Source organism: Mycobacterium asiaticum (assembly GCF_001668675.1).
Taxonomy (GTDB): Bacteria; Actinomycetota; Actinomycetes; order Mycobacteriales; family Mycobacteriaceae; genus Mycobacterium; species Mycobacterium asiaticum_D.
The window spans coordinates 1-24334 of the sequence record NZ_LZKQ01000120.1 but is presented as its reverse complement, the minus strand read 5'-3'; the positions used below and the strand labels follow the sequence as shown (position 1 = coordinate 24334).

General features: G+C 66.5%; 24 protein-coding genes and 2 pseudogenes. 13 read left to right on the top strand and 13 right to left on the bottom strand.

Annotation, left to right across the window (positions count from 1 at the left end; all coding sequences use genetic code 11):
* Positions 1–3 precede the first annotated feature (3 nt).
* Positions 4–681, bottom strand: coding sequence for a TetR/AcrR family transcriptional regulator (locus A9X01_RS10595; RefSeq protein WP_065037360.1), 678 nt, complete (start codon positions 679–681; stop codon positions 4–6).
* Between the two features lie 174 nt (positions 682–855).
* Between A9X01_RS10595 and A9X01_RS10590 the strand changes: the two genes are divergently transcribed.
* From A9X01_RS10590 to A9X01_RS10575, 4 genes are all read left to right on the top strand, one after another.
* A complete protein-coding gene (locus A9X01_RS10590; RefSeq protein ID WP_065120717.1) occupies positions 856–1239 on the top strand; it encodes a hypothetical protein in 384 nt (127 codons plus the stop codon).
* 99 nt (positions 1240–1338) lie between these two features.
* Positions 1339–1650: a protein UsfY gene (usfY, locus tag A9X01_RS10585; protein WP_065120716.1), complete on the top strand. Its 312-nt coding sequence runs from the start codon at positions 1339–1341 to the stop codon at positions 1648–1650.
* 414 nt (positions 1651–2064) lie between these two features.
* Positions 2065–2502: an ATP-binding protein gene (locus A9X01_RS10580; protein WP_036356472.1), complete on the top strand. Its 438-nt coding sequence runs from the start codon at positions 2065–2067 to the stop codon at positions 2500–2502.
* A 7-nt stretch (positions 2503–2509) separates the two neighbouring features.
* The gene (locus A9X01_RS10575) at positions 2510–3298 is read left to right on the top strand and encodes an RNA polymerase sigma factor SigF (protein ID WP_065037357.1); all 789 of its coding nucleotides are present in this window, start codon (positions 2510–2512) and stop codon (positions 3296–3298) included.
* Here the strand turns inward: A9X01_RS10575 and A9X01_RS10570 are convergent.
* From A9X01_RS10570 to A9X01_RS10535, 8 genes and pseudogenes are all read right to left on the bottom strand, one after another.
* Entirely contained in the window at positions 3269–3676 is a 408-nt protein-coding gene (locus A9X01_RS10570; RefSeq protein ID WP_081282308.1) for an STAS domain-containing protein, read from the bottom strand. The two genes, A9X01_RS10575 and A9X01_RS10570, sit on opposite strands and share 30 nt — an antisense overlap.
* A 199-nt stretch (positions 3677–3875) precedes the next feature.
* Positions 3876–5660: an acetyl/propionyl/methylcrotonyl-CoA carboxylase subunit alpha gene (locus tag A9X01_RS10565; RefSeq protein WP_065120715.1), complete on the bottom strand. Its 1785-nt coding sequence runs from the start codon at positions 5658–5660 to the stop codon at positions 3876–3878.
* A gap of 91 nt (positions 5661–5751) precedes the next feature.
* A complete protein-coding gene (locus A9X01_RS10560) occupies positions 5752–6186 on the bottom strand; it encodes a SufE family protein (protein ID WP_065120714.1) in 435 nt (144 codons plus the stop codon).
* Complete coding sequence (locus tag A9X01_RS10555; RefSeq protein WP_065120713.1) at positions 6186–7076, bottom strand: sulfurtransferase; 891 nt, start codon at positions 7074–7076, stop codon at positions 6186–6188. Before A9X01_RS10555 ends, A9X01_RS10560 begins: the two co-directional genes overlap by 1 nt.
* 13 nt (positions 7077–7089) lie before the next feature.
* Positions 7090–7578, bottom strand: coding sequence for a pyridoxamine 5'-phosphate oxidase family protein (locus A9X01_RS10550; RefSeq protein WP_065120712.1), 489 nt, complete (start codon positions 7576–7578; stop codon positions 7090–7092).
* A gap of 109 nt (positions 7579–7687) precedes the next feature.
* Entirely contained in the window at positions 7688–8341 is a 654-nt protein-coding gene (locus A9X01_RS10545; RefSeq protein ID WP_065120711.1) for a Maf family protein, read from the bottom strand.
* Positions 8338–8568: pseudogene (locus A9X01_RS10540) on the bottom strand (acyl-CoA carboxylase subunit epsilon); the annotation flags it as partial. The pseudogene A9X01_RS10540 and the gene A9X01_RS10545, both read right to left, overlap by 4 nt.
* Positions 8569–8588: 20 nt before the next feature.
* Complete coding sequence (locus tag A9X01_RS10535) at positions 8589–10238, bottom strand: acyl-CoA carboxylase subunit beta (RefSeq protein ID WP_065037350.1); 1650 nt, start codon at positions 10236–10238, stop codon at positions 8589–8591.
* Between the two features lie 73 nt (positions 10239–10311).
* Here A9X01_RS10535 and A9X01_RS10530 point away from each other — a divergent pair, with 73 nt between their 5' ends.
* The 3 genes from A9X01_RS10530 to A9X01_RS10520 are packed head-to-tail and all read left to right on the top strand — an operon-like array spanning position 10312 to position 13276.
* A complete protein-coding gene (locus tag A9X01_RS10530) occupies positions 10312–11880 on the top strand; it encodes an FAD-binding protein (RefSeq protein WP_065120709.1) in 1569 nt (522 codons plus the stop codon).
* Positions 11881–11889: 9 nt separating this feature from the next.
* The gene (locus A9X01_RS10525) at positions 11890–12717 is read left to right on the top strand and encodes a biotin--[acetyl-CoA-carboxylase] ligase (protein ID WP_065120708.1); all 828 of its coding nucleotides are present in this window, start codon (positions 11890–11892) and stop codon (positions 12715–12717) included.
* 40 nt (positions 12718–12757) lie between these two features.
* The gene (locus A9X01_RS10520; protein ID WP_065120707.1) at positions 12758–13276 is read left to right on the top strand and encodes a PH domain-containing protein; all 519 of its coding nucleotides are present in this window, start codon (positions 12758–12760) and stop codon (positions 13274–13276) included.
* Here the strand turns inward: A9X01_RS10520 and A9X01_RS10515 are convergent.
* A complete protein-coding gene (locus A9X01_RS10515) occupies positions 13231–13920 on the bottom strand; it encodes a GtrA family protein (protein ID WP_065120706.1) in 690 nt (229 codons plus the stop codon). The two genes, A9X01_RS10520 and A9X01_RS10515, sit on opposite strands and share 46 nt — an antisense overlap.
* Before the next feature lie 99 nt (positions 13921–14019).
* Between A9X01_RS10515 and A9X01_RS10510 the strand changes: the two genes are divergently transcribed.
* From A9X01_RS10510 to A9X01_RS10485, 6 genes are all read left to right on the top strand, one after another.
* Positions 14020–15246 (top strand): 5-(carboxyamino)imidazole ribonucleotide synthase, encoded by a 1227-nt coding sequence (locus A9X01_RS10510; protein ID WP_065120732.1) that lies wholly within the window; start codon positions 14020–14022, stop codon positions 15244–15246.
* Positions 15236–15751, top strand: coding sequence for a 5-(carboxyamino)imidazole ribonucleotide mutase (gene purE / locus A9X01_RS10505; protein WP_065120705.1), 516 nt, complete (start codon positions 15236–15238; stop codon positions 15749–15751). Before A9X01_RS10510 ends, purE begins: the two co-directional genes overlap by 11 nt.
* Before the next feature lie 23 nt (positions 15752–15774).
* Complete coding sequence (locus A9X01_RS10500; protein ID WP_065120704.1) at positions 15775–16944, top strand: acyl-CoA dehydrogenase; 1170 nt, start codon at positions 15775–15777, stop codon at positions 16942–16944.
* Between the two features lie 199 nt (positions 16945–17143).
* Positions 17144–18298, top strand: coding sequence for a PP2C family protein-serine/threonine phosphatase (locus A9X01_RS10495; protein WP_065120703.1), 1155 nt, complete (start codon positions 17144–17146; stop codon positions 18296–18298).
* A gap of 74 nt (positions 18299–18372) precedes the next feature.
* Positions 18373–19917, top strand: a complete 1545-nt coding sequence (locus tag A9X01_RS10490) for a sensor histidine kinase (protein ID WP_081282309.1) — start codon at positions 18373–18375, stop codon at positions 19915–19917.
* Positions 19901–20341: a response regulator gene (locus tag A9X01_RS10485; RefSeq protein ID WP_065120701.1), complete on the top strand. Its 441-nt coding sequence runs from the start codon at positions 19901–19903 to the stop codon at positions 20339–20341. The genes A9X01_RS10490 and A9X01_RS10485 overlap by 17 nt, the downstream gene beginning before the upstream one ends.
* A 12-nt stretch (positions 20342–20353) precedes the next feature.
* On the opposite strand, the gene A9X01_RS10480 is transcribed toward A9X01_RS10485, so the two are convergent.
* From A9X01_RS10480 to A9X01_RS30460, 3 genes and pseudogenes are all read right to left on the bottom strand, one after another.
* Positions 20354–22612, bottom strand: a complete 2259-nt coding sequence (locus A9X01_RS10480) for a SulP family inorganic anion transporter (RefSeq protein WP_065120700.1) — start codon at positions 22610–22612, stop codon at positions 20354–20356.
* Between the two features lie 234 nt (positions 22613–22846).
* The gene (locus A9X01_RS10475; RefSeq protein ID WP_065120699.1) at positions 22847–24016 is read right to left on the bottom strand and encodes a CoA transferase; all 1170 of its coding nucleotides are present in this window, start codon (positions 24014–24016) and stop codon (positions 22847–22849) included.
* Positions 24016–24334 (bottom strand): annotated as a pseudogene (locus tag A9X01_RS30460) (SAM-dependent methyltransferase); the annotation flags it as partial. The gene A9X01_RS10475 and the pseudogene A9X01_RS30460, both read right to left, overlap by 1 nt.

Below are 24334 nucleotides of genomic sequence, written 5' to 3'. Positions count from 1 at the left end.
CCGTCAAACTTGCGGCTTGAAACGAGCGGTCGCCATCGCCTCGGCCAGCTGCGGCGGGATCTCCGGCACTCGGGCTATCGCGTCGAGCAGCGTGTGCGCGCAGGCGTCGGCGAGCCGGTCGGCTTCCAGGCTCTGGTCCATGATCCGTTGACGGCAGATCTCGAAGGTGAAAGCCAGCCAGCCGTGCAGGATCACCCGCAGGTCGCGCTCCACTTCCGGTTCCAGCGCGGCCTGCCCGGGGATGCCGCCGACGACCTCGCCGATGCGGGTCATCACGTGTTCCATCTGACGGTTCTTGGCTTCGTCGTCGATGCCCAGCAGGACCGGGTCGGACCGGCCGAGGCCGACGTAGGCCGCCCACGCCGCCTCCGGGTTCTGTTCGTGGTAGGCCATGTAGGCCAGCACGCCGGTCCGGATCTCCTCGAACATCGTCATGCCCGGGGACGGCTGGGTGTTGGTCGCGGCATACAGCCGGTCGGCCTCGTCCTTGACGACGGCGGCGAAGAACGCGCGCTTGTCCGGGAAATAGTGGTACATCAGGGCACGAGACACCCCGGCGCGCTCGGCGATCTCGTCGATCCGCACCTCGTCGTAGGGTCGTTTGCCGAAGACTTCCGCCCCCAGCGCGAGGAGTTCAGCGCGTCGATCCTCGGGGGATAACCGCCTCCTGGCTGTCGCCATAAGCAGAGATAGTACCTACGGCTAATAAACGCTTTGGTGCAACGGAGCAATCTCCTGCGCCTCGGTGCTCGCGTCGCTCCCGGCTGTGAGCTGCGCCGCACGCGTTTGTCGTGCCTGATCAGCGGGTATTGCAACCTTCAGTTGTTGGGCGCAGGGAACTATTGGGGTGCTCCGATGCAAAAAGCGCACGAAGGATTGCGGGGCGACCGCTTGGGGCAGGCGGACGTCGAAGTCCATGCCGCCGTCCGGTTCGCCGTGCTAGCCGCCGCGGCTGGGGTGGGCTTTCTGGTCCTGGCCGCGTTGTGGGTTAGCACCTGCCCGGGGGTAAGTGTCGACACCGTCGCGTGTGGCGTGCCGGAGCGCGCCACCCTGGCGTTGATCGGGCCGTTGATTCTGCTGGCCGCCGGGGTCTGGGCGTTTCTTCGGACCTACCGGGTATGGCGCGATCGCGGCGTTTGGTGGGCCTGGCATGGCGCCGGCTGGTTCTTGCTGACTCTGATGGCGCTGACGCTTTCGCTCGGGGTCGCGCCGGTTTCCGGCCCGGTGCTCGCCCTCTAAATTAATGTGATCTGGCTCTCCCTAACTGGTGCCTGGAGTTCTACCGTTGGTGGTAATGCCTGGTAATGGCAGACGGCGTAGAGAACTACAGGAGGAGCCATGGGGGACACCTTTCGTGACCCCGTCGACCATTTGCGGACGACGCGGCCACTTGCCGGCGAATCGCTTATCGACGTCCTGCACTGGCCCGGCTACCTCCTGGTCGTGGCCGGGGTGATCGGCGGCGTGGCGTCCCTCGCCGCCTTCGGCAGCGGCCACTACTCCGAGGGGATGACGGCCGGCATGGTCGCGGTCATCCTCACCGTCTGCGGTCTGGTTTGGCTGGCCATCGAACACCGCCGGATTCGCCGGATCGCCGACCGCTGGTACGCCGAGCACCCCGAAGTGCGGCGGCAACGACTCGCCAGCTGAGGGGATCCGCCGACCCCGCTGCGACAGCCGCGCGCCCCCGTCGGAAATGTGAGCAATTCTGGGTTTTGCGCTCTCCGGCGGTGGGAATCAGGTGTACACCATGATGAGTACCGGCAGTCTTTCGTCAGCGTGGTTACCCCATCATGGGGGACGAAAGCACGACAGCAACCACATAGACACTTACTGCAACCACGAGAAACACGACCGAAATCACCCCGGCGCGCACGGCGAGGGGCGCGATGCGGCCCGCCCGGGCTGTGTCGGTTACGTCTGCCTCGCCGACAACTGGTTGAATACCCGGTGGCGATCATGACCAACCGGCTCGACCCCGTGGTCCAGAGCGGACCGCAGACCGGCTCCGCAGACCGGACCCAGGCCAGGGGTGGCGTCGGTCGAATATTGCCGGGAGGCCACATGACCGATGCGGATCAGCGCACTGACGGGCGCCAACGCGGTTACCGCGCCGTCGAATTGACCGTCGCTGCACGCCTGGAGAACCTGGCGATGCTGCGCACCCTGGTCGGTGCCATCGGCACCTTCGAAGACCTGGACTTCGACGCCGTTGCGGATCTGCGGCTGGCGGTCGACGAGGTGTGCACGCGGCTGATCCGCTCGGCGACACCCGGCGCCAAACTGACCCTGGTGGTCGACCCGCGAGAAGACGAGCTCGTGGTCGAGGCGTCCGCCGCCTGCGACACACACGATGTCGTGGCGCCGGGCAGCTTCAGTTGGCATGTCCTGACCTCCCTGGCCGATGACGTCCAGACCTTCCACGACGGTCGCCAGCCTGACGCAACGGGAAGTGTCTTCGGCATCTCGTTGACGGCGCGACGGGCGGCCCCCAGTAAGTGACGGCCAGTTGACTGAGCAAACTGCCGGCGGTTCCAACACGCGACCTAATGAATACGCCGATGTCCCGGAGATGTTCCGCGAGCTGACAGCTTTTCCTGCCGGCTCGCCGGAATTCCAGCGGCACCAAGACAAGATCGTCGAACGGTGCCTGCCGCTCGCCGATCACATCGCGCGCCGATTCGAGGGCCGTGGTGAGCCGCGCGACGACCTCATCCAGGTCGCGCGGGTGGGTTTGGTGAACGCCGTCGTCCGCTTCGACGTCGAAACCGGTTCGGACTTCGTCTCTTTCGCGGTGCCGACCATCATGGGTGAGGTCCGGCGCCACTTCCGCGACAACAGCTGGTCGGTCAAGGTTCCGCGGCGGCTCAAGGAGCTGCACCTGCGGCTGGGTACCGCTACGGCCGAGTTGTCGCAGCGGTTGGGCCGGGCGCCCACCGCGACCGAACTCGCCGCCGAGCTGGGTATGGACCGGGCCGAGGTGGTCGAGGGTCTGGTCGCCGGCAGCTCCTACAACACCCTGTCCATCGACAGCGGCGGTGGCAACGAAGACGACGACGCCCGCGCCATTGCTGACACCCTGGGTGACGTCGACGCGGGACTGGACCGGATCGAAAACCGCGAGGCACTGCGTCCATTGCTCGAGGCGTTGCCGGAACGCGAGCGAATGGTTCTGGTGCTCAGGTTCTTCGAGTCGATGACACAGACGCAGATCGCCGAGCGGGTGGGCATCTCACAGATGCACGTGTCCCGGCTGCTGGCGAAATCACTAGCCCGACTCCGGGACCAGTTGGAGTGATGTTGCTTCGGCGGGATCGGGCGCTGCGGCCGATTCCGCGACCGGCAGCACGCCGTCCGGGTCGCAGAGGCGCAGCAGCCGGGCGACGGCGCGGCTGGGCCGCATCGCCCAGCGCACATCGGCTGCCGAGCATGCGACGTTGATCCGATGCAGTGCCGAAAACCCTGCTGTGCCAATGAAGGTCACACCGGTCAGGTCCAGGGTCAGCCAGCGTTGATCCTGGACGCTGCGAGCGACGTACTCAGCGAATTGGTCGGCGTTGGCGGCGTCCAGTTCACCTTCGGCGGCGACAACACCGTTTGAAGCTGCCCAGCGGGCTTTGAATTCCGGGGGCGGAGCTTTAGCCCATGGCTGTGTCACAGACATTGTGAATCCCATCAGTCGACGAACGTTCGAACTGTGGATCACATCGAGTGTGCGAAAAGCCGTGTTTGAATGGCGATCCGAAAAGATCTGCGGAGGGAATTCACCCGCGACCCTGACGCACGTACAGGACGTAATTTCCAGGTGGCTGTGAACTCAACCTGTCACGAACCCTACCCTTGGCGGGCTGGGGGCGCCAGGTTTGAGCTCAGCGTCACTTGATTTCGGCGAGGACCGTGCCCTGTGTGATGGCGGCGCCGGGCTCGACGGCCAGGCCGGTGATGGTGCCGTCCTTGTGCGCAGTGACCGGGTTCTCCATCTTCATCGCCTCGAGAACCACCACCAGGTCGCCGGTGGAAACCTGCTGGCCTTCCTCGACGGCGACCTTGACGACGGTGCCCTGCATCGGCGCGGTCACCGCGTCGCCGGACGCGGTCGCGCCTGAGTGCGCACCGCGCTTGCGCGGCTTGGGCTTGCGCCGCACCACGCCGACCGCGTCGGGTGCACCGGTGGACAGCGCCAGGTCACCGGGCAGCGAGACCTCGAGCCGACGGCCGTTCACCTCGACGACCACGGTCTGCCGTGGCCGGGATTCCTCTTCGTCGATGGGCTCGCCGCCGGTGAACGGCTCGACGGTGTTGTCCCACTCCGTCTCGATCCAGCGGGTGTGGACGCTGAACCCGTCATCGTCACCGATGAACGCCGGGTCCGAGACCACCGCGCGGTGGAACGGAATGACGGTGGCCAGGCCCTCGACCTGGAACTCGTCCAGCGCGCGGCGCGCCCTGGCGAGTGCCTCATTGCGGTCGGCGCCGTAGACGATCAGCTTGGCCAGCATCGAGTCGAACTGTCCGCCGATCACCGAGCCGGTCTCGACACCGGAGTCCATCCGCACGCCCGGGCCGCTGGGCGGGTGGAACTTGGTCACCGGACCGGGGGCGGGCAGGAAGCCGCGGCCTGCGTCCTCACCGTTGATGCGGAACTCGATGGCGTGCCCGCGCGGCGTCGGGTCCTCGGTGATGTCCAGCTTGTCGCCGTTGGCGATCTTGAACTGCTGCAGCACCAGGTCGATGCCGGCCGTCTCCTCGGTGACGGGGTGTTCCACCTGCAGCCGGGTGTTGACCTCGAGGAACGAGATGAGCCCGTCCTGGCCGACCAGGTATTCGACGGTGCCGGCGCCGTAGTAGTGCGCCTCCTTGCAGATCCGCTTGGCCGACTCGTGGATTTCCTTGCGCTGGGCGTCGGTCAGGAACGGTGCGGGCGCTTCCTCGACGAGCTTCTGGAAGCGGCGCTGCAGCGAGCAGTCGCGGGTGCCGGCGACGATGACATTGCCGTGCTGGTCGGCGATCACCTGAGCTTCGACGTGACGCGGCTTGTCCAGGTAGCGCTCAACGAAGCACTCGCCGCGGCCGAAGGCGGCAACGGCCTCACGGGTGGCTGACTCGAACAGCTCGGGGATCTCCTCGATCGAGCGGGCCACCTTCATTCCGCGGCCACCACCACCGAACGCGGCCTTGATCGCGATCGGCACGCCGTACTCCTTGGCGAACGCAACGACCTCGTCGGCGTCCTTGACCGGATCGGGGGTGCCCGGTACCAGCGGGGCCTGCGCGCGCGCGGCGATGTGGCGGGCGGTGACCTTGTCACCCAGGTCGCGGATCGACTGTGGGCTGGGACCGATCCAGATCAGTCCGGCATCGAGCACGGCCTGCGCGAAATCGGCGTTCTCGGAAAGGAAGCCGTAGCCGGGGTGAATGGCGTTGGCGCCGGACTTAGCGGCCGCGTCGAGCAGCTTCGCGAAGTCCAGGTAGGACTCGGCCGACGTCTGACCGCCGAGGGCGAACGCCTCGTCGGCCAGCCGCACATGAGGTGCCTCGGCGTCCGGTTCGGCATAGACGGCCACGCTGGCCAGGCCGGCGTCCCGTGCCGCCCGGATCACCCGGACTGCAATCTCACCGCGATTAGCGACGAGAACCTTCGAGATCCTCGAGTTGGGCACTGCGCCTCCTGTATGGCCGGACGTCGTCGTCTCTAAGAGAATTTCTTACAAGTCTGTCGGGGGAAGTTTATGCGCCGCGCCGTCGGCCCGGTCACGCGGTTCCCCCTTGGGCGCCTTCGCGCAGGCGGCGCTTGATTCGCGCCAGCATGGCCGACATGCCACGCAGCCGCAGGGGGCTGATCAACGCACCCAGGCCCAGTTCTGTATAGAAATCCTCGGGCACCGCCAGGATCGCCGTGGCGGGTTGCTGGTCGAGTCCGGCCGCCAGGATCGAGGCGAAGCCGCGGGTGGTCGGTGCCTCGGCCGGCGCGCTGAAGTGCAACCGGACCCGGGCGGGATCGCTGGCGTCGACGTGCAGGAACAGCGGCGACTGGCACTCTGGAACCGGTTCCATGGCGGCCTCCGCCAGATCGGACGGGAGCTCGGGAAGCTCGTTGGCGAACTCCAGCAGCAGCTGAAGCTTGTCCTGGCCCTGGACCTCGGCGAAGTCGGACACCACCTCGGCCAGCGGCGCGGGCATACTCATCAGCCGGGCACCGCTCCTGCCTCATCACCGGCGACGATCGGCACCCGCACGGTGTTGCCCCACTCCGTCCAGGAGCCGTCGTAGTTGCGCACCCCCGGCTTGCCCAGCAGGTGGGTCAGCACGAACCAGGTGTGACTGGACCGCTCGCCGATCCGGCAGTAGACGATGGTCTTGTCGTCCGGCGTGACGAAGTCGTAGAGCTGTTCGAGCTCCTCGCGGCTGCGGAACCGCCCGTTCTCGTCGGCGGCCTTGCCCCAGGGGATGGACCGTGCGGTGGGAATGTGGCCGCCGCGCAGTGCCCCTTCCTCCGGGTAGTCGGGCATGTGGGTGCGTTTGCCGGTGTACTCGTCAGGCGAGCGCACGTCGATCAGCGGCTGGCTGCCCAACGACGCCAGCACGTCATCTTTGAACGCGCGGATGGGGGCGTCGTTGCGCTCCACGACGGGGTAGCCGGTGGAGGTTTTCGTCGGGACGTCCAGCGTGGTGTCGCGGCGCTCGGAGAGCCACAGGTCCCGCCCGCCGTTGAGCAGACGCACATCCGGATGGCCGAACAGGGTGAACACCCAGAGCGCATAGGCCGCCCACCAGTTGCTCTTGTCGCCGTAGATCACCACGGTGTCGTCGCGGGAGATGCCTTTGCTGTCCATCAGCGCGGCGAACTGCTCGCCGTTGATGTAGTCGCGCACGCGCGGGTCGTTCAGGTCGGTATGCCAGTCGATCTTGACGGCTCCGGGGATGTGACCGACGTCGTAAAGCAGCACGTCCTCGTCCGATTCGACGATGGCCAGACCGGGCGCGCCGATGTGGGCGGACAACCAGTCGGCGGTGACGAGCCGTTCGGGGTGGGCGTAGCCCGAGAGGGTGGGACTTGGATCTGGGGGTAGCGGCACGCCTAAAGCCTACTCAGTGCTTGCGCACCACCCGCTCGGGCTGGCCCGGCTTCCAGACCGTGATGTCGAGGTGGTCGTCTTGGACTTCGACCGCCGACGCGCCGGTGATGTCGACGCCGATGAGGTCGAACTCCTGGTCGCGCAGATCGAGCCCGATCTCGTCGAACAGTGCCGCGGCGAAGCGTCGGTGCAACTCGCCGTAGGGGACGACATACGCCCGGCCCCACAGCTTCGCGTCACCCTCGGATACCGCGGTGTCGACCGTCGCGGTGTGCAGGCACAGGCGTGGATCTCGTTGCAGGTCACGGTATTTGGTGGTGTTCGGCATTCCGGTGATCCACAGCTGGTCTTCGAAGATGCGCGGCTCCATCGGGCTGATCCGCGGGAACCCGTCCGATCTCAGCGTGGCCAGCATGCACAGATTGCCTGCGGCGCGGTGCCGTCGCTCGAAAATCGCGGCGATGTGCGGCGCGGCGGCGGCGAATTCGGCCCAGGTGATCACGTCACTCCTCGGGTGGGGGCTTGTGCGGCGCATGCCGCGCCGAACGTGAGCCTCCGGTACCAGATCGCAGCCATTTTGGGCCATAGCCCCCACGCTCGGCGCACGTCCATCATGCGGAGACACCATTACCGGCCCATAGGGCCGCTACCGACAGCCCGCAACCTGCCAACAGGGCGCGCAGCAGCGGCAGGCTCACCCCGATCACCGTCGACGGGTCACCGTCCACGCCGTCGACGAACCAGCCGCCCAGGCCATCCAGGGTGAACGCCCCTGCGACGCCCAACGGTTCGCCGCTGGCCAGGTAGGCCTCCAGGTCATCACTCGACGGCTCACCGAATCGGACCATGGTGATCGACGTTTGCGCGGCCAGATGCACGACGCGGTGGTCGCGCACCCGGATCAGGCAGTGCCCGGTGTGCAGGTGGCCCGCCCGGCCGGCCATCGACTGCCATTGGCGCCGCGCAGCAGCGACCGAGTCGGGCTTGCCGCACAGCCGACCGTCCAGCAAAAGCATCGAATCGCAGCCCAGCACAACGCAGTCCGCGGTGACATCGGAACCTCGTTCGAGCAGCGTGGCCGTCACGTGTTCGGCCTTGGCGCGGGCCAGGACGCGCACCACCTCCTCGGGCGGGGCGTCCGGTCCCAGCGCGACCATCAGTTCGTCTTCGTCAACGCCGGACACCAGCACCAGCGGATCAACGCCGGCCTGGCGGAGCACGGTGAGTCGACCGGAGGAGGCCGACCCGAGCACCAGCCGCGTCATCGACGCATGTGCACCATTTCCTGCAGGGTGATGCGTTGCCAGCTGTAGACGGGATAGCGCAACTTGTCCACCGGCAGCCCCCAGCGGGCAGGCTCGGGCGGGGGTGGCGCGGTCCCGCCGCCGATCGTGCCGAGGACAGCGATCAGCGCACCTAGTTCCTCGACGGTCGGTTCGCCCTTGAGGACCTGGATGTGCGGCTCATGCGGCTGTGGAACCTCGGTGGTTTCGCTCGGTTCGCTGAGATCGGTCACAGCGGAATGTTCCCATGCTTCTTCGGCGGCAACTGCGCGATCTTGCGTTCCAGCAGCCGCAGCGCCGTCCCGATGTACCCACGCGTGTACGACGGCGGGATCACCGCGTCGACATACCCGCGCTCGGCAGCGATGTAGGGGTTGACCAGCGTGTCCTCGTACTCCTGCTGCAGCTGCAGGCGCAGCGCCTCGACATCCTCGCCGGCCTGGGCTGCTTCCTTCAGCTTCTGCCGGTACACGAACCCGACCGCTCCGGAGGCGCCCATCACCGCGATCTGGGCGGTGGGCCAGGCCAGGTTGACGTCGCAGCCCATGTCCTTGGAGCCCATGACGCAGTACGCGCCGCCGTAGGCCTTGCGGGTGATGACGGTGATCTTCGGGACGGTGGCCTCGCCATAGGCGTAGAGCAGCTTGGCGCCGCGCCGGATGATGCCGTTGTATTCCTGGCCGGTGCCGGGCAGGAAGCCTGGGACGTCGACGAGCATCACGATCGGGATGTTGAAGCAGTCGCAGGTCCGCACGAACCGGGCCGCCTTCTCCGAGGCGTTGATGTCCAGACAGCCGGCGAAGTGCGTGGGCTGGTTGGCGACGATGCCGACCGGGCGGCCCTCGATGCGGCCGAATCCCACGACGATGTTCTGCGCGTAGCCCGCCTGGATTTCCAGGAACTCGTCGTCGTCGAGGATTCGGGTGATCACCTCGTGCATGTCGTAGGGCTGGTTGGGCGAATCCGGGATCAGCGTGTCCAGCTCGAGGTCTTCGTCGGTCAGGTTGTCCTCGATCGCGCCGACCGGCAGCGGGGCCGGCTCGCGCGGCGGGTCGGTGGCGTTGTTGGGCGGCAGGTAGCTGAGTAGCTCCCGCACGTATTCGAACGCATCCTGCTCACCGGAGGCGACGTAGTGCAGCGTCCCCGACTTGGCCATGTGGGTGTGGGCGCCACCCAGTTCTTCCATGGTGACGTCCTCGCCCGTGACGGTCTTGATGACGTCGGGTCCGGTGATGAACATCTGGCTGGTCTGGTCGACCATGATCACGAAGTCGGTAAGCGCGGGGGAGTAGACGTGCCCACCGGCCGCGGCGCCCATGATCAGCGAGATCTGCGGGATGACGCCGGACGCCAGGATGTTGTTGCGGAAGATCCGGCTGTACAGGCCGAGCGAGACCACGCCTTCCTGAATGCGGGCTCCGGCGCCGTCGTTGATGCCGATCAGCGGCCGACCCGTCTTGATCGCCAGGTCCTGCACCTTGACGATCTTCTCGCCGTACACCTCGCCGAGGCTGCCGCCGAACACGGTGGCATCCTGGCTGAAGATGCACACGTCGCGACCGTCGATGGTGCCGTAGCCAGTGACCACGCCGTCGCCGACCGGACGGTTCTTCTCCAGCCCGAAATTGGTGCTGCGGTGCTTGGCCAGCGCGTCAAGTTCGACGAACGAATCCTCGTCCAGTAACGCGGTGATGCGCTCCCGAGCCGTCAGCTTGCCCTTGGCGTGAACCTTGTCGACGGCGGCTTCACCGACCGGGTGCAGCGACTCCTCCCGTCGCTTGTGCAGTTCGGCCAGCTTGCCCGCGGTGGTGTGAATGTCAATGACGTGCTCGCCTGCAGGTTCTGCGGTATGGGCAGAGGGGTCGGTAACGCTTGTCATGGGAGTCGATGTTATCGGCAACCCCACCGGACCCTTCGGAGGCCCTTAATCAGTCCTTAAGTACTCTCCGCTGATGGGCGCCCGTCTTGCGGTGGAGTGGACCGAAGAACACGACGTGCTGGTCGCCGGTTCCGGCGGCGGGGGCGTAACCGGCGCCTATACCGCCGCCCGCGAGGGCCTCGACGTGCTGCTCGTCGAAGCGACCGACAAGTTCGGCGGCACCACCGCGTATTCGGGCGGCGGCGGGGTGTGGTTTCCATGCAACCCGGTGCTGATCCGCGCCGGTACTGACGACACCATCGAAGACGCATTGACCTACTACCGCGCCGTGGTCGGCGACCGCACTCCCCGCGAATTACAGGAAACCTACGTCCGCGGCGGCGCTCCGCTGGTCGAGTACCTCGAGCAGGATCCGAACATCAAGTTCGTCCCGCTGCCGTGGCCCGACTACTACGGCAAGGCACCCAAGGCCCGGCTGGATGGGCAGCGGCACATCGCGGCCAAGCCGCTCAAAGTCGCGGCCGCCCCGGAACTGCGGGACGCGATCCGCGGGCCGCTGGACACCGACCGACTCGGCGCGCCCACCCCGCCCGACTACTACATCGGTGGTCGCGCCCTGATCGCGCGCTTCCTCAAAGCCATCGCCCAGCACCCGAACGCCACGCTGCGCCGCGACACGGCGCTGGTCGAACTCGTGGTCGACGACGGCAAGGTGGTGGGCGCCGTCGTCGAGAACGCGGGTCGGCGCAGCGCGATCCGCACCCGACGGGGTGTCCTGCTGGCGGCCGGCGGCTTCGAGGGCAACGAAGACCTGCGCCGCCGGTACGGCGTGCCCGGCGTGGCCCGGGACACGATGGGCGGTCCCGGCAGCCGAGGCCAGGCGCTGCAGGCAGGCATCGCGGCAGGCGCCGACACCGACCTGCTGGACCAGGCGTGGTGGTCACCGGGTATGACCCATCCCGACGGCCGCTCGGCGTTCGCGCTGTGGTTCACCGGCGGAATCTTCGTCAACCAGGACGGCAACCGGTTCGTCAACGAGTCACGCGCCTACGACCGGGCCGGCCGCGAGATCATCGCCCAGTTGCAGGACGGCTCGCTGACACTGCCGTACTGGATGATCTACGACGATCGCGAGGGCGAGGTGCCGCCGGTCAAGGCCGCCAACGTGTCCATCGTCGAAACGCAGAGATATCTGGACGCCGGGCTGTGGCACACCGCCGGCACGCTCGAGGGACTGGCCACCAAGATCGGGGTGCCGCCCGATGCGTTGGTGGCCGCGGTCGCCCGGTTCAACGGCTTCGCCGCGACGGGTGTCGACGAAGATTTCGGTCGCGGCGACGAGGCGTTCGACCGCGCGTTCTCCGGCGGGGCCTCGCCGCTGGTGCCCATCGACCGGCCACCGTTCCATGCCGCGGCCTTCGGTATCTCGGACCTGGGCACCAAGGGCGGGTTGCGCACCGATGCCGCCGCCCGGGTGCTGGACCGCTCGGGCCACCCCATCCCGGGCCTGTACGCGGCCGGCAACACCATGGCGGCGCCCAGCGGCACGGCCTATCCGGGCGGGGGTAACCCGATCGGCACCAGCATGCTGTTCAGCCATTTGGCGGTACGGGACATGCTGGGACGCGCGTCGGGTCTTTAAGCTTGCCGGGTGACCGACCGCGATCAGCTCCCTCCGCCGATCGACGAGTCCGCGCTGCGCGCCGAGGTGATAGGCGACTCGTCGTACTGGCGGCAACTCGACGTCGTTGCCGAAACGGGCTCCACCAACGCCGACCTGCTGGCGCGGGCGGCGTCCGGGGCCGATATCGACGGCGCGGTGTTGATCGCCGAGCACCAGACCGCCGGACGGGGCCGTCACGGCCGTGGCTGGTCCGCATCGCCCCGGGCGCAGATCACCGTGTCGGTCGGGGTGCGGGTGGACGACGTCCCGGCCGCGGCCTGGGGATGGCTGTCGCTGGCCACCGGCCTGGCCGTGGTCGACTCGGTTGCCGGGGTCAGCACCGTCGAGGCGGGCCTGAAGTGGCCTAACGACGTGCTGGCCAACGGCGCCAAGTTGGCCGGCATCCTGGCCGAGGTCGCGCACCCCTTCGCGGTGATCGGGGTAGGCCTCAATGTCAGCGAGGTTCCCGCGGACGTCGAGGGGCCCGGTGCCACCTCGCTGCTGGACCAGGGCGTCGTGAACCCCGACCGGACCGTGCTGACCTGCCGGTTGCTGCGCGAACTGGGAGAGCGCATCGCCGGCTGGCGCGCGGCGTCGGGCGCCGACTCCCGGTTGGCCAATGATTACCGGGCCCGCAGCCTCACCATCGGCTCCCGGGTGCGCGCCGAGTTGCCCGGCGGTCAGGCGCTGGTCGGCATCGCCCGCGATATCGACGAACAGGGCCGGTTGTGCCTGGAAACCTGGGATCCCAACGACGCGAGCAAATCGGGCCAGACGGTGGTGGTATCCGCCGGCGACGTCGTGCATCTGCGCTGAATCCGAGCTGAAGGCTTCCACCGGCGATTAAGGTCACGGAATGAGCTATCCGGACAACGCCCTGGCCGCCGGTGAGAAAGTGGTGCTGCATCGCCACCCGCACTGGAAGCGGCTGATCCTGCCGATTCTGGTGCTGATCCTGCTGACCGGCGTGGCCGCCCTGGGCACGGGGTTCGTCGAATCCACCCAGTGGCAGCCGATGGCGAAGAAGATCCTGTACGGCGTGATCTGGGGAATCTGGCTGATCATTATCGGCTGGCTGACGGTGTGGCCGTTTCTGACCTGGCTGACCACGCACTTCGTGGTCACCAACCGGCGGGTGATGTACCGGCACGGTGTGCTGACCCGCAGTGGCATCGACATCCCGTTGGCCCGGATCAACAGCGTGGAGTTCCGCGACCGGATCTCCGAACGGATGTTCCGGACCGGGACGCTGATTATCGAGTCGGCGTCACAGGACCCGTTGGAGTTCTACAACATTCCGCGGCTACGAGAGGTGCACGCGCTGCTGTATCACGAAGTCTTCGACACCTTGGGCTCGGAGGAGTCGCCGAGCTGAGACCCCGCCCGGCTCGTCGCCCGGCTGGCACGGCGGTTGCGCCACGCCCGCAGCACCGTGACGTTGCTCTCTTCAAACCCGCCTTCTATCGCGTCTTCGAAGACCTCGGCAATCCCGCCCGCCGTCAGCGCGGACTCCAGCGCCTTGTCCGGGTTCCGCGCGAACTGGTCGGGGAACACCCAGCGGCGGAACGCCCAGAACCGGAACGCCATCTGCAGCAGGTTCCCGATGATGTACGCGGACAGGAAGTCGGCCAGGTTTTCCACCGTCAGCGTCACGTTGGGAACGCGCAGCTGCAGGACGTAACTGGAGAACCACAGCGGCGCCATGCTCAGCAGCACGCCCACACCGCTGAACGCGAAGAACAGCAGCGCCTCGTGGTGACGCTCGCGGCCACCGCGGTCCCGGAAACTCCACTCCCGATTCAGCACGTACGACGCGATGACCGCGACGATGCCGGCGATCACCTTGGCGGTGACAGGCTTGGGTTCCAGAATTGTCAGCTTCAGCGTGTAGAAAATTGCTGAGTCGATGATGAATGTGGTGCCGCCGACGATGGCGAATTTGATCAGCTCATGGTGGCGCATCGCGAAGGGTTGAAGGACCCCGGGGAGGCGCGCAATTGTGGCATCGGCAAAGGACACAGTGCGCCAGTCTACGGTTGATCTCGAAACCGGCGCAAAATGGTACATAACAATTTGGCGGCCCAGCCGGCAAACACGCCGGTCAGGAACCGTGACAACATGAACGCCGTGCCAAGTCCCCGCACCCCCCTTGTCGCCATGGTCGGCGGCGGCCAACTGGCCCGAATGACCCATCAGGCCGCCATTGCCCTGGGGCAGAGCCTGCGGGTGCTGGCAAACACCGCCGACGAGCCTGCCGCCCAGGTTTCCCCCGATGTGGTGATCGGTTCGCATACCGATCTGGAGGATCTACGCCGGGTGGCGGCGGGGGCCAACGTGCTGACGTTCGACCACGAGCACGTACCGCCCGACCTGCTGGACAAGCTGGTCGCCGAGGGCATCAACGTGGCCCCGCCACCACGAGCGTTGCTGCACGCCCAGGACAAGCTGGTCATGCGGCGGCGGCTGGAGGAACTCGGCGCGCCGGTGCCGCGGTACCTGGGCATCGAGAGCACCGAGGGCATCGACGAGCTGGACGCTTTCGCCGCGACCGTCGACGTGCCGATCGTGGTCAAGGCGGCCAGGGGCGGATACGACGGCAAAGGTGTGCGGGTTGCCGACGACGTTGCGCAGGCGCGTGACATCGCCCGCGACTACCTTGCCGGCGGCGTCCCAGCGCTGATCGAAGAGCGGGTGGAATTACGGCGCGAGCTCTCGGCGCTGGTTGCCCGTTCACCGTTTGGCCAGGGCGCGGCGTGGCCGGTGGTGGAGACCGTGCAACGGGACGGCATCTGCGTCCAGGTGATCGCCCCGGCCTCTGACCTGCCCGAGGAAGTGGCCGCCGAGGCTCAGCGGCTGGCGTTGCGACTGGCCGGGGAACTGGGGGTTGTCGGGGTGCTCGCCGTTGAGTTGTTCGAGAGGGTCGATGGTTCGCTGCTGGTCAACGAGTTGGCGATGCGGCCGCACAATTCCGGGCACTGGACCATGGACGGGTCGCTGACCAGCCAGTTCGAGCAGCATTTGCGGGCGGTTCTGGACTATCCGCTCGGCCATACCGACGCGGTGGCACCGGTGACTGTGATGGCCAACGTGCTGGGCGCCGCGCAGGAACCGGCGATGACCGTCGACGAACGCCTGCATCACCTGTTCGCCCGGATGCCTGACGCCCGGGTCCACCTGTACGGCAAGACCGAGCGGCCCGGCCGCAAGGTGGGCCACATCAACTTCGTCGGCACGGATGTCGTGGACGCGCAGGGCCTGACCGAGCTGCGGGAACGCGCCGAACTGGCGGCACACTGGTTGTCACATGCCGAGTGGACGGATGGATGGGATCCGCATGACCAATAGCCCCCGCGTCGGGGTCATCATGGGCAGCGACAGCGACTGGACGGTGATGCAGGACGCCGCCGCGGCGCTCGCCGAATTCGACATCCCGCACGAGGTGCGGGTGGTGTCCGCGCATCGCACCCCGGCCGTGATGTTCGATTACGCCCGGGCGGCCGCCGACCGGGGCATCGAGGTGATCATCGCCGGCGCGGGGGGAGCCGCGCATCTGCCCGGCATGGTCGCCGCCGCGACGCCGTTGCCGGTGATCGGGGTGCCGGTGCCGCTGGCGCGCCTCGACGGTCTGGACTCTCTGCTGTCGATCGTGCAGATGCCGGCCGGGGTACCTGTGGCCACGGTGTCCATCGGTGGCGCCCGCAACGCGGGCCTGTTGGCGGTGCGGATGCTGGGGGCGTCCGATCCGGAACTGCGGGCCAGGGTGGTGGCGTTCCAGGATCAGCTGGCGGAGACGGTCGCAGCCAAGGATGCGGCGTTACAACAGCTGCAGGGTAAAGTTACCCGCGAGTAGCAAGAGGCTAGGAGGTCTCAAAGATGGCTGGATGGGCCGGAAATCCGTCGTTCGATCTGTTCCAACTGCCCGAAGAGCACCAGGAGTTGCGGGCCGCGATCCGGGCGCTGGCGGAGAAGGAGATTGCTCCGCACGCCGCCGACGTCGACGAGAACTCCCGGTTCCCGCAAGAGGCGTTGGACGCGCTGAACGCCTCGGGATTCAACGCGGTGCACGTGCCCGAGGAGTACGGCGGGCAGGGCGCGGACTCGGTGGCGGCGTGCATCGTCATCGAGGAGGTCGCCAGGGTCGACACCTCGGCGTCGCTGATCCCCGCCGTCAACAAGCTGGGCACCATGGGCCTGATCCTGCGCGGCTCCGAAGAGCTGAAAAAGCAGGTGCTGCCGCAGGTCGCCGACGGGACGGCGATGGCCTCTTACGCCCTGAGTGAACGGGAGGCAGGTTCGGACGCCGCGTCCATGCGTACCCGCGCCAAGGCCGACGGCGACGACTGGATCCTCAATGGCGCCAAAGCGTGGATCACCAACGGCGGCAAGTCATCCTGGTACACGGTGATGGCCGTGACCGATCCGGACAAGGGCGCCAACGGCATCTCGGCGTTCATGGTGCACATCGATGACGAGGGCTTCGAGGTCGGTCCCAAGGAGCGCAAGCTGGGCATCAAGGGTTCGCCTACGACCGAGTTGTACTTCGAGAACTGCCGGATCCCGGGCGACCGGATCATCGGAGAGCCCGGCACCGGCTTCAAGACGGCGCTCGCCACGTTGGACCACACCCGTCCCACCATCGGCGCCCAGGCCGTGGGCATCGCCCAGGGTGCGGTGGATGCGGCGATCGCATACACCAAGGACCGCAAGCAGTTTGGCCAGTCGATCAGTAATTTCCAGGCGGTGCAGTTCATGATCGCCGACATGGCGATGAAGGTTGAGGCGGCCCGGCTCATGGTCTACTCGGCGGCGGCGCGCGCGGAGCGCGGCGAGGGCAATCTCGGATTCATTTCGGCCGCGTCAAAGTGTCTGGCTTCCGACGTCGCCATGGAGGTCACCACCGACGCCGTGCAATTGTTCGGCGGCGCCGGCTACACCGTCGACTTCCCGGTCGAGCGGATGATGCGCGACGCCAAGATCACCCAGATCTACGAGGGCACCAACCAAATCCAGCGGGTTGTGATGTCGCGCGCATTACTGCGCTGACTTTCCCAAACCGTGCGGCAAAACCCAACCCACCGCATAGGATCCTGCTGACCAGGTCCACGCGATTGAGCCACCAGTCGGGATGGTCGGCCACGCGTTTTCCGGACATGGAGTTTTCCGGCTGCCCAGGAGGGTATGAGGTGATCGGAACTTGTTGTCGGTAGGTGATTCCGTTGCCCCGGCGCCCAGCTGGCAGTCGTTGTCCCTATTGTTGGTCGAAGATGACCGAGCCGACGCGGTCCTCGTCGAAGACCTGATCGCCGATGCGGTCGCCGACATCGAGGTGGTCTGGGCGCAGTCGATCGCGCACGCGGAGCGCATGCTGGCCTCGGCCCGTCCCGATTGCGTGCTGCTGGATCTCAACCTGCCGGACGCCAACGGGATCGACGCCCTGGATCGCATCCTGAAAAGCGATTCCACCGTTCCCATCGTCGTGCTAACCGGCCTGAATGACGAATACTTCGGCGCGTCCGCTGTGGCCGCGGGTGCGCAGGATTATTTGGTCAAGGGGCGCGTCGAACCCGAGATGCTGCGGCGGGCGCTGCTGTATGCGATCGAACGCAAGCGTGCCGAACTGATCGCCGCCGACCTGCAGGCCAGCCAGGTCCGCGCCCGCGAGAACGCCCTGTTGGAACGCGGCCTGCTACCTTCCCCGCTGCTGCTGGACAACCCCGGCGTCGACATCGTCACCCGGTACCGGCCGAGCCGGGAGAACGCCTTGCTGTGCGGCGATTTCTACGACGTCGTGCAGACCCCTGACCGGGTCACCCACGTGCTGATAGGCGATGTCGCCGGGCACGGCCCGGACGAGGCCGCGCTGGGGGCGGCGCTGCGGATCGCTTGGCGGACACTGACTTTCGCCGGCATTCATGGCGCGGCGCAAATGAAGCAATTGGATCGTGTGCTGCACGCCGAGCGTGCCGAGAACGGTGTGTTCGCCACCGTGCTGAGCCTGGCCATCCCGCCCGGTCCGCCCGACAGCAATCCGGTCAAGACGGTCCGCGCGGGTCATCCGGGGATGCTGCTGCACGGTGCCGGCACCGTGGACTGGCTTGAGCCGCCCTACGGTCGCGCGTTGGGTCTGCACGGTGACGACTGGCCGCAGCACGAGCTGGTGCTGCCGGCGGGCTGCGGATTGTTGTTGCTGACGGACGGGCTGTTCGAGGGCTACTCCGGCCGAGGAAACCAACGCCTCGGTGAGGACGGACTGCTCGCACTGGCACGCAGCCAGGCGCATTTGCCCGGGTCGCAGTTCGTCGATGCGTTGATCGACGGCGCCCAGCAACTCGCGCAGAGCCACGGCGGGCTGACCGACGACATCGCCGTGGTCCGGGTGGAGCGGACCCCCACGTGAGAAGCGACGCGTCGGGCTCGCTGGACAAGCCGCGCCTGACCGTGCGCGGGTGGCTCGCCCTGGTGCTCTCGACGATGGGGCTGCTGGTGCTGATCGGCGCGGTGGTCGGTGCCATCCTGCTGGAGCGCACCGACGAGGTGTCGCGGTCGCTGCGCGACGACATTCAACCGGCGCGGGTCGCGGCCTTCCAGCTGCAGTCCGCGTTGCGCGATCAGGAGACGGGACTGCGGGGTTACCTGATCTCGGCCGATCGGCAGTTCTTGACGCCCTACTACGACGGGATACGCGCCGAAGAAGCGGCTTCCCGAGACATCCGCAACCGGCTGGCCGGGCACAAGGACCTGCTCGCCGACCTGAACGCCGTCGAGACCGCGGCCGCCAATTGGCGCAGGGACTACGCCGAGCCCCTGATCGGCCGAGTGACCCCCAACCAGCCGATCGTGCTGCCGGGCGCCATGTCGGCACTCGGCAAGGCCGAATTCGATTACCTTCGTGCTCTTTTCAATGTGCAGACCGCGCATCTGAGTGCCGCCCGGGAAGACGGCACCGCCAAAATCGAGCGCATGAACGACTGGCGCGACCGGGTGCTTGGCGCCATGGTGCTGATCTTCATCGGCACCGCGGCGTTGTTGGGCCTGCTTGTGCAGCGCTCGGTCACCCGCCCGCTCGAGCAACTGGCCGCGGCGTGCCGGCGGATCACGGACGGCCATTTCGGCGACTCCATTACGCCCCCGGCGCGACCGGCCGACATCCGCGGCATCGCCGTCGACGTGGAGAACATGCGGCAGCGGATCGTGGCGGAACTCGACGCATCACGCTCGGCGCAAGCGCAATTGGACGAGCAGGCAAAGGAATTGCTGCGTTCGAACAGCGAACTCGAGCAGTTCGCCTACGTCGCCTCCCACGACCTGCAGGAACCGCTGCGCAAGGTCGCCTCGTTCTGCCAACTGCTCGAGAAGCGCTACGGCGACAAACTGGATGAACGCGGCGTCGAGTACATCAATTTCGCGGTCGACGGCGCCAAGCGGATGCAGGTGCTGATTAACGACCTGCTCAGCTTTTCCCGGGTCGGCCGGTTGAACACCAAGTACGGTGCGGTCGCCCTCGACACCACGCTGGATATGGCGCTGGGCAACCTCGCTGCCGCGCAGGAAGAATCGGGCGCCGAGATCGTACGCCCCAGCCGGCTGCCCGAGGTCTTCGGCGATTCAACGCTTCTGACACAGCTGTGGCAGAACCTGATCGGCAATGCCATGAAGTTCCGCCGAGAGGGCCAGCCGCCGCGCATCGTCATCGACTGCCGGCCAGGCAACGATGACCGAGAGGGCTACTGGCTGATCACCGTGACCGACAATGGCATCGGTATCGCGGAGGAATTCTCCGACAAGGTGTTCGTCATCTTCCAGCGCCTACACGGCCGTGACATGTATACCGGAACTGGGCTCGGTCTCGCGTTGTGCAAGAAGATCGTCGAGCATCACGGCGGCACGATCCGGATCGACACGTCATATACCGGGGGGACCCGGTTCGAGTTCACGCTGCCTGTCGCCGCCGAAAGGGAAGCGGCGGAAAAACACTTGGCCACAGCAGAGGGAGCAAGCAATGGTACCGACTGGTAGACCGATCGACATCCTGCTCGTCGAGGACGATCCGGGAGACGAACTGATCACCCGAGAAGCCTTCGAGCAGAACAAACTCAAGAACCGGCTGCACGTAGCCCACGACGGTGAAGAGGGGTTGAACTACCTTTATCGGCGCGGGTCGTACGAGCATGCGCCGCGGCCGGACCTGATCCTGCTGGACTTGAACCTGCCGAAATACGACGGGCGGCAGCTGCTCGAGAAGATCAAGTCCGACCCCGACCTGTGCCGCATTCCCGTGGTGGTGCTGACGACCTCGTCGGCCGAGGAGGACATCCTGCGCAGCTACAAGTTGCACGCCAACGCCTACGTCACCAAACCGGTCGACTTGGACCAGTTCATCACCGCGGTGCGGCAGATCGACGAGTTCTTCCTGCAGGTGGTGCGGTTGCCGCAGAGCTAGGACGCCGATGGGCTAGGGCGTAGGAATCCCTTCGACCTCGTGCACTAGCCCGTCCGGTGTCACCTCGTGCACATGCACCGTGGCGAAGTCGAAGAACATCCCGACGACGTGCAGTGACCCGTCGGCGACCGCATCGGCCAGCATCGGGTGGCGGGAAAGCCTTTCCACCTGCACGGCCACGTTCACGATCGCCAGCTGGTCGGCTTCGCTGAAGCGGTGGCCATTGGAGGTGGCGCTGGCACGTGCCGGATGGTTCTCCCGGTAGCGGGCCAGGCTCTCGTCAGCGTACTCGAGCCATTGATCCATGGCGCCGGGATGGTCAACCGAGCGGTCCGAATGGTGATCGAGCAGTGCTTGCATGGCGCGGCACGACGAATGTCCACAGACCACAACCGAACTCACCCCTAGCTGGTTGACCGCGAAGTCCAGTGCGGCGTCCACGGAGTGCTCGTCGGGATGGGTGGGAACGAGGTTGCCCACGTTGCGGACGATGTACAGGTCGCCGGGCCGGCTGGCGGTGATCACGTCGGGCAGAATCCGGGAGTCGGCACAGGTGATGAACACCGTGTCGGGGTTCTGTGAGTCGACCAGTTCCGGAACGTGGTGGTGGAGCCTACCCGCCCCGTTGCGGTGATATTCCTCGATGCCGTGCCGAATCGACGGCTCTTCATGTTCGTGGTCGTGGTCGCGCCGCGACGGCCACGGTTCCCGGAGCGAGCGGGAAATGTGGCGCTTAGGCGGGGCGTGATGCGCGCTGGACAGGCCGGCGGGTGACGTCTCGTGAATGGTCACCTTGCCACCGCCGGCCTCATGGCCCGCCTTCCAGTCCGAGATCGCTTCGGAGATGGAGTGATCGATGTAGTCCGCGTTGAGGTTCAGTGTCACGTCCGAGCCTTGTGGCAGGGTCGCCAGCACACCGGTCAGTCGCGGCATCAGCAGGAAGCTCAAGGTGCCGTCAATGTCGACGTGCCACTTCTTCGCCTCGTCGCCGACGGGCCTGGCCTCGATTGGTGCCTGTACCACCCGCACCAGCAGGAACAGAATCGCGACGCCGAGGCCGATCGCTACGCCCTCGAGCAGGTTGAGGAACACGACGCACACGATGGTGATGACGTAGATCACGAAATTGCCGGTACGCCAAGCTAGTTGGACGTGGGCCAGCTTTACGAGCTGGGCGCCGATTACGATCAACAGACCGGCCAGCGCCGCCTTCGGGATGAGTTCGACCAGGTTAGTGAACAGCGAGGCAAACAGCAGAACCCAGACGCCGTGCAGGATCGCGGACATCCGGGTGCGCGCACCGGCGGCCACGTTGGCCGAACTGCGCACGATCACACCGGTGATCGGCAACCCGCCCAGCAAGCCGGACAACATATTCGCACTGCCCTGCCCGATCATCTCCCGGTTGAAGTTGGTGCGGGGGCCGTTGTGCAGCTTGTCGACGCCGACGGCACACAGCAGCGACTCGACGCTGGCGATCAGCGCGATCGTCAGCACGCCTAAGACGATGGCGCTGATCTCGTGGGTCCAGGGCTGACCGCCCGGGGATTTGTCCGATAGCTGCGGCAGCCCGATGGCGTCAAAGAAGCTGCCCGACAGATTGATGCGCTCGACGTCCAATCCGACGAGCTTGGCGAGTACGGTCGCCAGCACGATGGCGACCAGGGCGCCGGGAATCATGCGTAATTTCGGCGGCAGTTTCGACCACGCCAGCAGGATGGCGATCACGGTGCCGCCGACGATCACCTCGTGCAATTCGTGGTGCAGGAGGCCGTTGGGCAGCGCCACCAGGTTCTCCCAGGCCGAGCTGTGGGCGGTTCCGCCGACCAGCACGTGGATCTGTTGCAGCACGATCGTGATGCCGATGCCGGCCAACATCGCGTGCACCACCACCGGTGCAATCGCCAGGGCGGCGCGCGCCATCCGGCTCACCCCGAACAGGATCTGCAGGGCGCCGGCCGCGGCGGTCATGACGCACAACATTTCCCAGCCGAGCTGTTGGATCAAATCGGCGACCACCACCGTCAGACCCGCGGCCGGGCCGCTGACCTGCACAGCCGAACCGCCGAATGTACCGGCGACGATTCCGCCGATGACCGCCGCGATCAGGCCCGCGGCCAGCGGAGCGCCCGAGGCGATCGCGATGCCGAGCGAGAGGGGCAACGCGACCAGGAAGACGACCAGCGAAGCCGGTACGTCGTAGCGCAGGTTGTCGCGTATCCGGTGTGATTGGGGCGCCGCGTGGGCACCATTGACAGCGCTGCTGCTCATAGAACTCCTTGGGCCGGTCCTGCAGACCCTTCCCGACACGCGTGAACGGATCGGGTGGTTTCGGTATCCGCCGGGCGTCAGAACGCAACGCACATATCGCCGTCAGCAAATATGTGAATCCCGTTGTAGCCGTATGCTCAAATACTCCATGCAGGTCAGTGCCCCGCGCCAAATTCCGCGGTGATTCATGAGTAATTCAAATAAAAAGTTGGTTTAGCGTTCACATTGAAATAATCAGGTGAGAAACAAACCGTTGTGTTCGCCCACGTCCGGGGGTAGTTCAGTGACCCCCGCATCGAAGGTCGCGTACCGGGCCGGGGTGCGGATCACGGTGACGGTGTCGTCGCCGCTGCCCACCTGCAGCGCGAGGTCATTTTCGGCGAACAGCGGGGTGTCGACCACCTGTTTCCAGGTGTAGGCCAGGCAGGCCATCAGGCCGGCTTCCTGCAGTAGCTCGACCCATTCGGCGGCGGTCTTGGCGGCCAGTGCCGACTCCAGCTCGTCGGTCAGTTCGGGATAGTTGATCGCCCGGGACCGCTGGTCGGCGAACCGCTCGTCGTCGATCAGCTCGGGCCGGCCGATGACCTCGCACAGCTTCGTCCAATGCTTGGGGACGTACGCGCTGATCACCAGGTATCCGTCGGCGGCCTTGAAGGCGTCCGACGGCTGGGTGGCAAAGCCCACGCCTCTGCGCTTCTTGGCCGGCGCCGCAGGTTTGGCGGCCTCGGAGCTGGGCTTGTTCAGGTGGATGGTCAGCTGGTTGGCCTGCAGTCCTACGGCAACGTCATACATCGCCACTCGCACCAGGTCGCCCACCCCGTGCCGTTCCCGATTGAGCAGCGCGGCCAGCACTGCCTGAGCCAGGACATGGCCGCTGGCGTTGTCGACCAACTGGAACGGGATGATCTGCGGTTTGCCGGTGGGGGTGGGCATGCCGGTGCTCATGCCGGCCTCGGCGGCCACCATCAGGTCGACGCCGGGCCGGGTGCCGTTGGGACCGTTGCCGCCGAAGGCGCTCAGGCGTGCGTAGATCAGTCGGGGGTTGCGGGCCCGCAACTCGTCCGGCCCCAGGCCCAGGCGCTCCATCACGCCGGGGCGGAAACCTTCCAGCACGACGTCGGCGGTGTCGGCGAGCTGCAGTATCTGCTGTTTGGCTTCGTCGGTGGTGAGGTCCACCGCCACCGACTTCTTACCTCTGTTGTTGGGCAGGAAGTAGGTGGCCAGCGGCGGCCGTCCGGGCAGCACCGAGGTGAGGCGGCGGGACTGCTCTCCGCCCGGCGCTTCAATCTTGATGACTTCGGCGCCGAGGTCGGCCAGCACCTGTCCGGCCAGTGGCCCGGCGACATTCTGGGTGAAATCGAGGACCCGGAAACCGTCCAGCGGCTTGGGGGCGTTGTTCGGCATCAAAGCGGCCTTTCCTGACGCAGCACCGCGGTGCAGTAGTAATTCTCGGTGAACAAGGTTTCGTCGGCGGAGTTGTCCCGGGCATGCGGCCGAAATCCGTTGGTCAGCAACAACTCGTTGAGCGGGGTGCGTGCCACCTGCCAGCCGTGCCGTTCCAGGTAGGTCGCGACGTCGTTGCGGTCACCGGGAAAGCCCAGCCGGTCCATCTCGACGTCGAGACCGTGTTCATACCACCGGGCAAAAATTGCGTCGTAGAGTTCGCGGCTGGCCGGGGCGCTGAAGAACACCTCGGCCACCAGTTGGCTGCCGTCGGCGCTG

What these genes read in the sequence shown, in the direction of transcription:
- A9X01_RS10595 (WP_065037360.1), bottom strand. Translation starts at nt 681, where the DNA reads ATGGCGACAGCCAGGAGGCGGTTATCCCCCGAGGATCGACGCGCTGAA.
- A9X01_RS10590 (WP_065120717.1), top strand. Translation starts at nt 856, where the DNA reads ATGCAAAAAGCGCACGAAGGATTGCGGGGCGACCGCTTGGGGCAGGCG.
- usfY (WP_065120716.1), top strand. Translation starts at nt 1,339, where the DNA reads ATGGGGGACACCTTTCGTGACCCCGTCGACCATTTGCGGACGACGCGG.
- A9X01_RS10580 (WP_036356472.1), top strand. Translation starts at nt 2,065, where the DNA reads ATGACCGATGCGGATCAGCGCACTGACGGGCGCCAACGCGGTTACCGC.
- A9X01_RS10570 (WP_081282308.1), bottom strand. Translation starts at nt 3,676, where the DNA reads ATGGGATTCACAATGTCTGTGACACAGCCATGGGCTAAAGCTCCGCCC.
- A9X01_RS10560 (WP_065120714.1), bottom strand. Translation starts at nt 6,186, where the DNA reads ATGAGTATGCCCGCGCCGCTGGCCGAGGTGGTGTCCGACTTCGCCGAG.
- A9X01_RS10545 (WP_065120711.1), bottom strand. Translation starts at nt 8,341, where the DNA reads ATGACGCGGCTGGTGCTCGGGTCGGCCTCCTCCGGTCGACTCACCGTG.
- A9X01_RS10535 (WP_065037350.1), bottom strand. Translation starts at nt 10,238, where the DNA reads ATGACAAGCGTTACCGACCCCTCTGCCCATACCGCAGAACCTGCAGGC.
- A9X01_RS10530 (WP_065120709.1), top strand. Translation starts at nt 10,312, where the DNA reads ATGGGCGCCCGTCTTGCGGTGGAGTGGACCGAAGAACACGACGTGCTG.
- A9X01_RS10520 (WP_065120707.1), top strand. Translation starts at nt 12,758, where the DNA reads ATGAGCTATCCGGACAACGCCCTGGCCGCCGGTGAGAAAGTGGTGCTG.
- A9X01_RS10510 (WP_065120732.1), top strand. Translation starts at nt 14,020, where the DNA reads ATGAACGCCGTGCCAAGTCCCCGCACCCCCCTTGTCGCCATGGTCGGC.
- purE (WP_065120705.1), top strand. Translation starts at nt 15,236, where the DNA reads ATGACCAATAGCCCCCGCGTCGGGGTCATCATGGGCAGCGACAGCGAC.
- A9X01_RS10500 (WP_065120704.1), top strand. Translation starts at nt 15,775, where the DNA reads ATGGCTGGATGGGCCGGAAATCCGTCGTTCGATCTGTTCCAACTGCCC.
- A9X01_RS10490 (WP_081282309.1), top strand. Translation starts at nt 18,373, where the DNA reads ATGGGGCTGCTGGTGCTGATCGGCGCGGTGGTCGGTGCCATCCTGCTG.
- A9X01_RS10485 (WP_065120701.1), top strand. Translation starts at nt 19,901, where the DNA reads ATGGTACCGACTGGTAGACCGATCGACATCCTGCTCGTCGAGGACGAT.
- A9X01_RS10480 (WP_065120700.1), bottom strand. Translation starts at nt 22,612, where the DNA reads ATGAGCAGCAGCGCTGTCAATGGTGCCCACGCGGCGCCCCAATCACAC.
- A9X01_RS10475 (WP_065120699.1), bottom strand. Translation starts at nt 24,016, where the DNA reads ATGCCGAACAACGCCCCCAAGCCGCTGGACGGTTTCCGGGTCCTCGAT.